Below are 12,344 nucleotides of genomic sequence, written 5' to 3' on the forward strand. Positions count from 1 at the left end.
ATTTTATCACCCAAACCTTTAAATGAAGGGGGATTTTTGATGACAATCAGTAAAATAAATGCCGAACATTATTTGTGGGGGAATCTTTGCGATGGTTGGCATCTGGTCAAAAATAACGACTTAAGTATCATTCATGAACGTATGCCTCCAAATACATATGAAGCAAGACATTACCATAATGTTTCCCGTCAGTTTTTCTTTGTGTTATCAGGCAAGGCTACGCTTGAAGCCAATGGTGAACTTATAGAATTGAACCCCCAGGAAGGCTATGAAATACCGCCTCTGGTGCCACATCAAATGTTTAATAAAACGAATCTTGATGTAGAATTTATAGTCACTTCTCAGCCGAATAGCAAGGGTGATAGAGTCTTATTAGAATTGTAATATTCATCCAGCTTATATAATAGTTCATATGGAACTTCCTTACTGCAATTATCATTGATTGGAGGCAGGTGTGAATGGAAAAAAATGAGATGATTAGAAATGAAGTCTTGCAAGCGGTAGAGGGTATCTCAGTTGATAAATTAAATGAAAAGTTGGAAGAAGGTAAATGGACCATAATGCAGGTACTTGAACATCTGTATTTAATGGAAAGGGCAATCACCCATGCTATTTCTGACCAATTGGCAAATGGCGAGAGTAAAACGGTAAAAGAAAAGCCGATTGAATTAACAGTCAATCGCTCGACTACAGTAAAGGCCCCTTCATTTGTCCATCCCTCCGAGGAATTTATAACACTCGCTGAAATGCACAATAAGCTTTCTCTATCGAGAGAAGCATTTTCTAAAATAGTGGATGCTGCAGATGATTCATTACTAGAGCAAAGGGGGTTCCCTCATCCAGTATTTGGTGAATTAAGCTTAAAACAATGGATTCCATTTGTAGGACTCCATGAAAAAAGACATCTTGCCCAAATCGAAGAATTAAAGAGAAAAATATGAACGGCATATGAAGCTCTTATTCACTTATATACGGAAAAGAAGAAGTAGTGAATAATCCCGTATTGTGTAACATGTTGATTTGTATTATAGTTGCTGATGGAAAGAAACAAAATAAAGACACAGATATGTGAAGGCATGTTACATCATTGTTGAGATTGTTCATTGTTGAGATTATTTAGAACTTTCCAATCTTTTGTAAGAGTGCGGAAACAAACCGTCGTAAAATAATTATTTTCCAAACATTTGAGGTAAATAATGCAGATTTATAGGTTAAAAAAAGATTATAAAGATCACAAAAAAGGAGCTAAATTCTTACTTATCTCACATTCTGAATTCATTGGGGTTAAAGAATTTGTATTACAAACCCAAGATCTGAAGCAAAAGGTACTTGTGAGTGATCAAGAACTAAAGAGTCATTTTGTATTTTTGAATGAAAAGAAATCTTTTGTACAGGAGTTGTAAATAATGAGAGAATTCATTCACGATTGTTTTATAGATGCGTTAGGAATGCCTCCGAGCGACGAACAAATCGATACTGTTATCAATAATATGCCAGCAGAATTAGTCAGTTTGGTTGAAAAATTGGGCGAAAATAATGCGGAAGTAAGAGAAAAAATATATGTATGGGTAAATGAAAACATTAATGATTTTTTATAAAAAACTTGATGCTTAAGAATTGTGAATGCCAAATTAATTATAGTCATTGAAATAAAGTTATTAAAGGATTGAAGTGGACCAAAAAGATGAGCCTCTCCATTATTTTGGGTGCGGAATGGAAAGATATGATCCTTATCTTATTGATTAATTGATTACTCCACTAGAAGTGGGTACCTAAAAGTTTCAATAGGCGCTTATGATCCATGTTCGTTTTTATTGGGTTCCACAAAGCGTCAAGTATCCATGAATTATCAGTTAGAACAATATTACATAGTTGCATTTCAGCACAGGAAATTTAAATTGCAAGGAAAAAAGGATTTATATTAAAGTAAGGACAACTTCTGAAAAGGGTGTACTTTGATGGATCGATAATAATCGGTCTTTTTTTAACATCAAATATTGCAGATTCGGAGGGGTGCAGGAAAAGACGGTGTCTTGTTAAGCGTCTTTTGAAAAGCTGAGACCTTTGAATTATGTCCTTATATCCAAGATAATAACCTTATGGTATTATTAATAGTGCATTCTTAATATTCCAATAAATGGTGGAACGTAGAATTTTAGGTATGACGCGTTTTATGATGGCAAAGTTACCTTAGAAAAAGTTGGTTATCGAGTAATGCAAGTAAGGAATGATTTTGCGATAGATTAGGGTGATCAATATGTTTGGATTCAAAAATTCACTTCTACGAGTAAATAGTGAAATGTTTCTCATTTTCTCCCTCTTGGTATTAGTCTTTTTTTCTTCAGCTTTTAAACTAACTTTAGTTTATGGAATTACATTTACTTTTACGAGTATTTTCATCTTTTTGGTGCTTCGCCTATTCGGACTTCCTCTTTCCATATTAACAAGTCTGCTAGCTCTTATTTTTGTTCCCCGCGATTTTACTAGTTTTGCTTATCATATTATTCTCATAATAGAAGTCACATTTGTTGGTGCTTTTTTCTATAAAGGAAGAAAGGCAAAAATGTTCTTTGTAGATGCACTTTTCTGGTTGACCATTGGTTTGGCCGCCGTATTCTTTCTCAATCGAACATCCTTATCCGGTGACGCACTATCTTTTCAGATTTGCAAAGATATTATCAATGGTTTTTTTAATGTCCTAATTGCAGACATGCTTTTAGCATATTTTCCTTTTTATAAACTGCTCAAAAGCGTTAAATTAAATAAAAATAATGTATCAATACACCAGTTTCTAACTCATATTACGTTAATTTCAATTCTAATTCCGTTTTTTTTAAGTGTAGTGACCAATTCCTGGAATTTGCATGATTTTCTGGCTAATAATTCACTAAGACAAGCTGAGAATAGTGTGATTCGAATTGAAAAAGAGATGCTCCTTTGGAAGGAAGATGACCTTAAAAAGCTTTCATCATACGGAAGTTTTCAAATGAGCAAATTAAATGAGGTTGTTAAGCGTAATAAATCACCGGAGTTTGACATCAGTATTTTGAATCTTCGCAATAACATAATCGCTTCCAGTTCACATGTGGTTTCATTGAAGAAAAAGTACGATTGGCGGAATATGTATAAGGTCAAAAAAGTTTCGAATGATGTTTATGAGGTGCTGCCAAAAGGTCAAGATGATGTCCTGCCTATTGTTAAATGGGAGGCAGGAAAATATGTTTATGTTAAACATATAGATTCGTTACCGCTAAAAGTAATTATTGAATTTCCTATCTCTCAATACCAAAAACAAATCTATAAAGATTTCTTAGACCAACTAGGTTTTTCGCTGTTATTCGCATTGTGTACAGTTATTCTCGTACTGGCTGTTAGCCGAATATTGATGAATAACCTAAAGCAATTAACGATTGTAACTACAGGCTTGCCCCAGAAACTATTTAAATTGGAAATGGTGGAGTGGCCGCAAAGCTATGTAGCTGAATTTCGGTTGCTCACTCAAAACCTGATGAAGATGTCTGATAAACTGAAAGAATTATTCCAGGAAAGCCATGAAATGAATAGGCAGCTCAGGGACCGAACCAAAAAAATAAAGGAATCTGAAGACAAACTGCATCAATTGGCTTTTTATGACGTTCTGACCCGATTACCAAACCGCCTTCATTTCCAAACATACGTGAAGACTCTTATCAAAAATAATGCGACTAAACATTTAGCCATTATTTTTATCGATTTAAATCAGTTTAAACGGATAAATGACACGTTAGGCCATGATGCTGGAGACACACTGCTTCAGTTGACCGCAAGTAAGCTTGGTACTTTGCATAATAACAAAAGAGAGGTTTTTCGGCTTGGCGGGGATGAATTTGTTATTGTCCATTGTGTTGAAAGCCAAGAAGAAGTAACTGGTACATTAGAACAAATTCTTAAAGAGTTTTCAACATGCTTTCCTATTCAAGGCCAGATGCTTTATATCACGGCGAGTTTGGGGATTAGCATGTATCCAGAAGATGGAACGGACTTGGACACTTTAGTAAAGTGTGCGGATACTGCCATGTACATATCGAAGGAAAAAGGCGGAAATGTTCCCCAATTCTTTAATGAGTCCATGAGAAACAGATTTCAAGAGCGTCTTTTAATTGAAAATGCATTGCGTGAAGCAGTTGAAAAAGGCTGCTTTGAGCTATTTTATCAACCAAAGACAGGTGCAGGTAAAGTAACGAGCATGGAGGCTTTGCTTCGTTGGCAAGATCCTGTGCTAGGGTTTGTTTCACCCTCAACCTTCATTCCAATTGCAGAGGAAATTGGACTAATCTTGCAAATTGATGAATGGTCACTCGTGCAAGCTTGCAGACAAAATAAAAGGTGGCACGATCAAGGTTTAAAGCGAATACCGATTTCAGCAAATTTATCTGCCAAACATTTTCAACAGGATTATTTGGTCTCCATGATAGAAAAGGTTTTGGATGAATCAGGCATGGCTCCTGAATATTTAAAATTGGAGATCACGGAAAGTGTATTTATCAACAATCCAAAGCATGTCGCGGAAGTCATCCATAAGTTAAAAAGTTTAGGCGTCCTCATTTCTATCGATGACTTTGGAAAGGGATATTCGTCCTTATATCAGCTTCTCCAACTTCCAATTGATGAAATCAAGATTGACCGTCAATTTATTAAAGATATCGACCACAACGAAAAGAAAGCACTTTTAGTTGCATCCATTCTCGATATTGCACGAGGACTTCAGCTTAACGTAGTCGCTGAAGGAGTGGAAACAGAGAAAGAAAAAGATTTATTGGTGCAAATGGGGTGCGATGAGCTTCAAGGTTATTTGTTTAGTCGTCCCATTAATGAAAAACACATGGTTAAATTCTTATCTGTGGAGGATAAAAGTGTAGCGAACTCGTTTTAAGATTGGTTATGATCTTGTTGTATTAAGCAGTATCTCAAGAAATAAATAAAAAATCAGATAATACCAGCTGGAAATACAGGCTGGTATTTTATTTAACCTGGTTATAGTTACATTCGGCTTCACGCGGCTGCGGCACTGCTTACTATTACAACAGTTATATCCTATTTTCACACAGGAGGCTCTGTTTTTCTTGATAGAAACCATTATGCTCTAGAGCTAAATAGCAGCCTTTTTTGCGGCTTATATTTTAGAGGTTTGTTAATAAGTTGTGTTTTTCATTATTCGAAAATATATCGGCTCAACCGGTTATGGTAATAAAAGAAGGGTATAACTAATTAAATTTTTGTATTGTTCAAAGAAGAAAATAGGGACTAACCGTAACCGGACGATACTTTCTACTAATGAGCACTTTTGCCATTTCTAACATGTTTTTTCTAAAAATAGATATCCTAAAGGTAAAGAAAAAACTATTGACGAGCATTCTACAGTTATTCTTTTAAGTTATTTGAACTATAAATATCCTTTAAGAAGGGGAGATGTACTTTTGAAACTTTATCAAGTAAGAAAAGGGCAATTTGTATATTATAACAATGAGTTACACAAAGTATATGGCCTGAAACCAATGTATAAACTATCAGTCCATCTTATTAAGCTGAGGGACTTATCTCAGCATATAACAAATGCAGCTAGTGTGGAAAAATACATACCAAAGGAACTTGACAGCTTTATTTTTAATCATAAGGTATATACGCTCATTAATAATCGAAAACCTGAAGAAGGCGATTTGATTTTAATAAACAATCCGGCCCCTGATACCCTGGATCATTATTCGTTAAATGAAATTGAAGTGGTTGAAACTGTTGATAAAAAAGGGGTGATAACAAGCGACTCTAACGGTATTAAGCATAATGAGTATTTATTAATGGTACCTGGCCGTGCTCCTGACAGCCAACCCATCACCTATAAAGAGATGGTAAATACTGAAGATGAATATTTAGATGAAGTTGACCGCCAAATGATTCCTTACGGTGAACTGCCAAAGCTTGGGGACATCTATCGAAAGAAAGAAAGTGATGTTTTATTTGAAACTATGGTGGTAGCACTCAAAGGGCAGACTATTTTTCTCGGAGGCGGTTTAGAGTTGTCGCAGGAAGAGTTAATGGATACCGATAAGTGGGAATTCCAGTACAATCCCTTTGCTAAGGCACTTCATTCTTCTGATGGTTAAGGGACAAAGTATGCATAATACAGTGTTTTTTACACTACACCAAACACAATATTCTTCAAGCTCGCCAGGAGGTTTCTATGGATCGTAATATATATAAGGAAAATAGTGTTTTTATCATTTCATTGTTGCTTACTCTCATTTTCATTATATGGGGTGTTTTTTTTACAGAAAATCTAACTAAAGTCACCAACGCCGTTTATAATGCCTCGATCGATTATCTTGGATGGGTATACCTTGGGGCTACCTTATTCTTTGTCATTTTCTCCATCTATTTACTTTTTTCTAAGTATGGCAATATCCGGCTCGGCAGGAAAACTGACAAGCCTGATTTCAGCACCGGTTCTTGGCTCGCAATGTTATTCGGTGCCGGCATGGGAATCGGAATTGTGTATTGGAGTGTCGCTGAACCTGTGACCCACTTCACGGCACCTCCTTACGGAAAAAGTTATACTATTGAGGCAGCGAACACTGCAATGAAATATACATTTTTTCATTGGGGCCTTCATCCATGGGCGATATACACTGTTATTGGATTAGCCCTTGCTTTTTTCCAATACAACAAAAGGCTTCCAGCGGCCATCAGTTCAGCGTTCCATCCGATTTTAGGCGATAGAATCTACGGACCAATAGGGAAAACGATCGATATCCTGTCCATCTTTGCAACAGTCTTCGGTATCGCAACCTCTTTAGGGCTGGGGGCCATGCAGGTTACAGCCGGAATGCATGACATATTTGGAATCCCTAATACGTTATTTATCCAGCTGGTTGTCATTGTCGTCGCAACAGTCCTTTTTATTATCTCAATTAACACAGGCTTGGAAAGAGGAATAAAGTACTTATCCAACGCAGCGATTATTTTGTCTGTTGCTATCATGCTGCTGATTTTGCTTGTCGGTCCAGCCATAACTGTCATTCAAGTGTTTTTTAATACGATGGGTCTGTATATTGGTGACTTTGTAGAAATGAGTTTAAGGTTAAACCCTTTTGGCGAAAAAGAATGGATTGCATCATGGACATTGTTTTACTGGGCATGGTGGATTGCCTGGGCACCATTCGTCGGCATGTTCATTGCCCGTGTTTCAAAAGGAAGAACAGTAAAGGAGTTTGTATTTGGGGTATTGATTGTGCCTACTCTGGGAACATGTCTTTGGATGTCCGTATTTGGGGGTTCGGCACTTGAACTCGTTCAAAATAAAGAAAATCATGATTTGGCAAAGCATATCGCCGAAAACGTGTCCTTGTCCATTTTTACATTCTTTGACTATCTTCCATTGAGTTCCCTGTTAAGCATTTTGGGCTTCTCCGTGGTAGCAATTTATTACATAACTGTTGCCGATACTGCAACCTTTGTATTGGGAATGTTAAGTGAAGGCGGTACACTTAATCCTTCGAACAAAATTAAAATGACATGGGGTGTGATACAATCTGCTGTAGCTGCTGTATTGCTCTTAGCCGGCGGCTTGAACGTATTGCAAACAGCATCCATTGCAGCCGCTCTTCCATTTGCCATTATCATGCTATTGATGTGCTACTCATTACTGAGAGGTTTTAAAAATGAGGTTGAAGTAAAGAGGAAATAAAAGCAACATTCAAAAGGAATTAAAACGTAAAAATTTTCCTGAAGGGGACATTTTAATTGGAATCCGATCATCCGGGTCCCATTTTCAGCGGATTGTATTGGCGTTTTACTCAGCAAAAGAGTCTCTTGTTTGGGAATGCAACCAAAAAAGCATGGGGTGCAGTACAACACCTCCATGCTTTTTTGCATTATTATGCTTGCTGATTTTCCGGTTTCCCGCTTTTGATAAAGAAAGAAATAAGCAGGCTGACTGCCGAAAGGACCGCAACGACAAAAAAGGATATATTCACTCCGTACATATCAGGGTGGCGGATTTCCGGACGATCCTTTGCCAATTCAGTGCTTGTAGTCATGACTGTGACAAGGATGGCCGTTCCAACAGATGCGGCAATCATTTTCATCGTGTTGTCCATGGCTGCCCCATGGGGAAGCAATCGCTTTGGAAGCAGGTTCAAGGCGGCTGTCGAAACCGGCATCATGACCATGGATAGGCCGAGCATCCTAATGCTGTACAAAATCGTGATATAGGTAATGGTGGTTGCCGGCCCTAAATCGATAAATGCAAAGGAGGACACTGTGATTATAATCAGTCCGGTAATGACGAGCCATCTTGCTCCTACTTTATCGAATATCCGGCCGATAAAAGGCGCCAGGATACCGGTTATCAAAGCTCCGGGTAATAAGGCAATGCCAGCTTCAAATGCGGTAAAGTCCCGCATGTTCTGCATGAATAAAGGAATGAGCGTTTCGGCACCAATTAGTCCCATGAAAGTAATCATCCCAATGAGTATTGCAATCGGGAAAAAAGAATACTGAAAGACCCTGAACTCAAGCATCGGATGTGCAAGCCGCAGCTGCCTTGAAATAAACCATGCCAGGGCAACCACACCAATAGACAGGGACAGAATCGTATTCCGTTCAGCCCAGCCGTAATTCCCTGCACTGGTGAATCCGTACAACAATCCCCCAAATCCGAACGACGATAAAATAATGGAAAGTACATCGACTTTTGGCCTGGTCACTTCAGTCACATTCCGTAAAGCCTTTACAGCAATCAGAATATCAATCAAAGCAATCGGAAGGATAATGAAAAATAAGACCCTCCAAGAGTAATGCTCTGTGACCCAACCCGACAAAGCGGGCCCAATCGCAGGGGCAAATGAGATGACCAGGCCCACCAATCCCATCGCCGCTCCGCGCTTATGTACTGGAAAAATCATCAAGAATACTGTCTGCATGAGCGGCAGCATCACACCCGCACCACTGGACTGGATCATCCGCCCAAGCAATAGCGTTCCAAAATTAGGTGCAAGCCCCGCGACCAGGGTGCCAAAAGCAAAAATACTCATCGCTGAAATAAAAAGCTGCCTGGTAGTAAACCGTTCCAATAAAAAGGCGCTAATAGGAATCATAATTCCATTCACAAGCATAAAAACAGTCGTCAGCCACTGAGCACTGTTCGCCGAAATATGCATTTCATCCATCACGGGCGGTATCGCTGTAATCATCAGGGTTTGATTCAAGATTGCGATAAACGTGCCCGCGAGCAAAAGTGCGACAATGGTTGACTGATTAAACGTTGGTTTCTCCATTCTTTTGTTCTCCCATCCATTTTTTGTCAATGATCAACTATGTACCTGGAGGAGCTTTAAGCATGCTTTAATAATAGCCAGGTGCTGGGCATCTTTTGTAGATTACAGAATTTCTTTTCAATATTCTATTATTCTGCTCTCTAAACAGGAGGGCTACTCCCATCTCTGGGGGGCTGCCATGCCATTACAGATACATGCTTCCATCGTGCTGGTTGAGGACATAACCGTACAAACTCCATGTATATAAGCGGTGGCTAAAGAAATTAAGCTGGAAAACTATACAGCATATCAAAAGTATGGTATTGTGCAGTTAATAATTCCTAGTAACAAACTATGTTAAATTGGATATGGTTATCGACCATTTTTTCATCAGGAGGTATATAATGGGTATTCCAAAACCATTGGTTCAACTTAATCAATTATTTATCGTGTTAAGTGTCCTTACCGCATTGGCATCCAATAAATTGATACTGGTACTTCCATTCGCCATAGGCGTATACACGTTGATAACAAAGAAAAATCCGATTATATCGGCGGGTAAAATGTTCCTGAAAAAACCCTTATCCCATTATGTAATGGAAGACAAAGACCAGCAAATCTTTAATCAATGGATCGCAACAGTATGCCTCGGATTGTCACTGGCTTTCTTCCAGCTTGGCTGGAGCACGATCGCATATGTTTTTAGTGTCATGGTGTTGTTAGCTGCCGGCATCGCGTTAATGGGGTTCTGCATTGGCTGTGCGATAAGATATCGTTATATTATGTGGAAGCACAAAAGAAGATTAACATAAATAGTTATGTTAGTGTGTGATAATAAAATTCAAAGAAGACCCTTTTCTTGTGGCTTGTAAACAAGAAAGGGGTCTTTTTTTGAAACATAATGAAGATGAAGAAAGATTAAAATACCAGATTCACAAAGCAATGTTCTGGCCGGAATTTTATTGTTCACAAAGTCTTCAGCAAAGCCGAGGTACGATCGTGCAATTGAAGCAGATTTGAAAATTGAAAATTTATTTAGAAGAAACGATGATATAACTGCACAAAAAAAAGAGGAGCTTTTAATTTACTCCTCATCTGTATCTTCATCTTCCGTATGGCCATCTAATAGATGTGGGAAGTTGTTTCTAAACATATCCTCTGTAATCTGTTCAATTAAGCTCATTGGTGCACCTCCAGTTGTAAGTTATATATACCCGATTGTCTTAATATTAATCATGAAATTGTTACTAATTAAAAATAGTCAAAGGCCATGCATTAAGATACTTGGAAATTTGGTTGAAGAGCCAATGGAAAAGGTAGAGGCATCATAGGTAGAGTAGGGGGCTAAATAAAGTTAGAGAAAATTCCTAAATTTGTTTGTTCATTTGACGATAAAAATGAAAAGATCTTTTATTAGGGGACAAACAAAATGAATAAACGAAATTCGATTCTAATTAATGGGAGTATATTTTCAGATAAAAATAATATCAATCACGATGAATTTTTACATAAATTCATGCAATTTATTGATGGAAATGGTTTAAAGTTCAGAGGTGCAACATCAATCTTTAATGAACAAGGCAAAGTTGAAGATTATCAAAAGAGGTATGATGGTAAATATACAAAACTCTATGAATTCCTATTTCAAAGAAGAAGCTGCTACCCGGAAATATCCTTATCATTCACAGAAATTGAAGAGATCCTTCAGTTCAACTTACCAAAATCAGCTTATAAGTATGGAGCTTGGTGGTCAAATGAAACAAGTGGTACACATTCACATGCTCGGGCATGGATTCTGGCTGGCTGGAAAACAGCGAAAATTAATTTGGGGACAAGTATCAATTTCATGCGAGAGTAGGAAATCTATACTGAACCGCCTAAAACGCCAAGTTGTATGCGGATAGATGATTTTCCATTTCACTGAGTTGTTGAGAGTTGGGACAGGGAGGATTCGTATTTTCCCCCTTTGTTGAGTTAGAGGGAAAAAGATTTGAGCATTAAGATAAAATGATAAGTTATTTGGCTGATAAATGATTGTACAGGTGAAAAAATGAAAGTGCTATATGAATTTCCAACAGATGATAATAACTCGATCTGAACATAACAAGGGTTAGTAAAGATGGGGCAATGTCGAGACGCTGTCCTTTTTTAACGTCCATCTTTTAAACGAACGGGTTACTTGAAGATGAGGGCTGCCAATGGCGGCCCTCATCTTACTCTGGACTGTTTAATTATCGATGTTAAATCTCTATATCCAAACTACGAGATAACTCGTTGATACTCAATGGAAAGTGCTAAAGTCAATGGAAACCAGGATGATAGACAAATGGAAGAATGATTCAATTGATTAATGCACTATCTATGTTGATGAGACTCTCCCCGATTGTTCGTCTTGAATTTTTTCATAGCATACTGCAAGAAACGAAAGTTATTACGTATTGGATAGCATGGCTTTTGCGGTGGGAATTAACTGAAGATCAGTTACTCTCTGTCTCCTCTTGCCCTCTGAGTATCTCTAATATTCTTTTGAACCGTGATGGCTGAAAATAAACTAAGAACAAATGCCATAGCATAAAATCCCTTTTCACTTAAATCAATGCTTCCTGCATTGTATAAGCCGATAACCATTAATGAAATAGATACAATAAGTGCAAACCAACTGATTCCATAATAAATATTAGTAACTGGTATTCCCTCATCTTTATCCCTTACTGCTTTTTGTAAAGATACAGATGAATACAGCCCGAATACTAAAACTGCAAAGTAATATCCTTTTTCGTTCAATTCCATCGCTGCATTATATAAGCCTATGAGATAAGCCGTAACACCTACTAATAGAGCTGCCCAAGACGCCCCTTTGAAAGCCGGAGTCGGTTCTCCCTCTTTCCTTTCAAATTTCATTTTTGAATCATTTTGTTTTGTATGATCTAATAAAACCTCATTATCATCAGACATTGAACGTTTCGCCTCCTTCTTTTTATCTAATATGAATGGTGACCATGCTACCCCGCAGTGCTCTGGCTTAAATCAATTATATAGAAATTTTTTACAAAA

The 12,344-nt window shown here is 37.7% G+C and carries 11 protein-coding genes; 9 read left to right on the forward strand and 2 right to left on the reverse strand.

Translation table 11 applies throughout. The features are described from left to right. Nucleotides 1-39 precede the first annotated feature (39 nt). The 6 genes from D0466_RS18720 (at nucleotide 40) to D0466_RS18750 (ending at nucleotide 7,720) form a co-directional block, all read left to right on the forward strand. On the forward strand, nucleotides 40-384 hold the full coding sequence (locus D0466_RS18720; RefSeq protein WP_117324053.1) for a cupin domain-containing protein: 345 nt from the start codon (nucleotides 40-42) through the stop codon (nucleotides 382-384). Between the two features lie 74 nt (nucleotides 385-458). Further along, nucleotides 459-941, forward strand: coding sequence for a DinB family protein (locus D0466_RS18725; RefSeq protein ID WP_117324054.1), 483 nt, complete (start codon nucleotides 459-461; stop codon nucleotides 939-941). A gap of 465 nt (nucleotides 942-1,406) precedes the next feature. Then, on the forward strand, nucleotides 1,407-1,598 hold the full coding sequence (locus D0466_RS18735; protein WP_117324056.1) for a hypothetical protein: 192 nt from the start codon (nucleotides 1,407-1,409) through the stop codon (nucleotides 1,596-1,598). A gap of 659 nt (nucleotides 1,599-2,257) precedes the next feature. Then, complete coding sequence (locus tag D0466_RS18740) at nucleotides 2,258-4,912, forward strand: EAL domain-containing protein (RefSeq protein WP_117324057.1); 2,655 nt, start codon at nucleotides 2,258-2,260, stop codon at nucleotides 4,910-4,912. A 544-nt stretch (nucleotides 4,913-5,456) separates the two neighbouring features. Beyond that, nucleotides 5,457-6,140: a hypothetical protein gene (locus D0466_RS18745; RefSeq protein WP_117324058.1), complete on the forward strand. Its 684-nt coding sequence runs from the start codon at nucleotides 5,457-5,459 to the stop codon at nucleotides 6,138-6,140. A gap of 77 nt (nucleotides 6,141-6,217) precedes the next feature. After that, the gene (locus D0466_RS18750) at nucleotides 6,218-7,720 is read left to right on the forward strand and encodes a glycine betaine uptake BCCT transporter (RefSeq protein ID WP_117324059.1); all 1,503 of its coding nucleotides are present in this window, start codon (nucleotides 6,218-6,220) and stop codon (nucleotides 7,718-7,720) included. 190 nt (nucleotides 7,721-7,910) lie between these two features. Here D0466_RS18750 and D0466_RS18755 read toward each other — a convergent pair whose 3' ends face one another. Beyond that, on the reverse strand, nucleotides 7,911-9,311 hold the full coding sequence (locus tag D0466_RS18755) for a DHA2 family efflux MFS transporter permease subunit (RefSeq protein ID WP_117324060.1): 1,401 nt from the start codon (nucleotides 9,309-9,311) through the stop codon (nucleotides 7,911-7,913). 383 nt (nucleotides 9,312-9,694) lie between these two features. Between D0466_RS18755 and D0466_RS18760 the strand changes: the two genes are divergently transcribed. The 3 genes from D0466_RS18760 (at nucleotide 9,695) to D0466_RS18765 (ending at nucleotide 11,148) form a co-directional block, all read left to right on the forward strand. Further along, complete coding sequence (locus D0466_RS18760) at nucleotides 9,695-10,102, forward strand: DUF4395 domain-containing protein (RefSeq protein ID WP_117324061.1); 408 nt, start codon at nucleotides 9,695-9,697, stop codon at nucleotides 10,100-10,102. A 150-nt stretch (nucleotides 10,103-10,252) separates the two neighbouring features. After that, nucleotides 10,253-10,621, forward strand: coding sequence for a hypothetical protein (locus D0466_RS21950; RefSeq protein ID WP_158555948.1), 369 nt, complete (start codon nucleotides 10,253-10,255; stop codon nucleotides 10,619-10,621). A 98-nt stretch (nucleotides 10,622-10,719) separates the two neighbouring features. Beyond that, nucleotides 10,720-11,148, forward strand: a complete 429-nt coding sequence (locus tag D0466_RS18765; RefSeq protein ID WP_117324062.1) for a DUF7662 domain-containing protein — start codon at nucleotides 10,720-10,722, stop codon at nucleotides 11,146-11,148. Nucleotides 11,149-11,771: 623 nt separating this feature from the next. On the opposite strand, the gene yiaA is transcribed toward D0466_RS18765, so the two are convergent. Then, the gene (yiaA, locus tag D0466_RS18770; protein WP_117324063.1) at nucleotides 11,772-12,245 is read right to left on the reverse strand and encodes an inner membrane protein YiaA; all 474 of its coding nucleotides are present in this window, start codon (nucleotides 12,243-12,245) and stop codon (nucleotides 11,772-11,774) included. Between the last annotated feature and the right edge of the window lie 99 nt (nucleotides 12,246-12,344).

The sequence above is a fragment of the Peribacillus glennii genome, assembly GCF_003429105.1.
GTDB lineage: Bacteria > Bacillota > Bacilli > Bacillales > DSM-1321 > Peribacillus > Peribacillus glennii.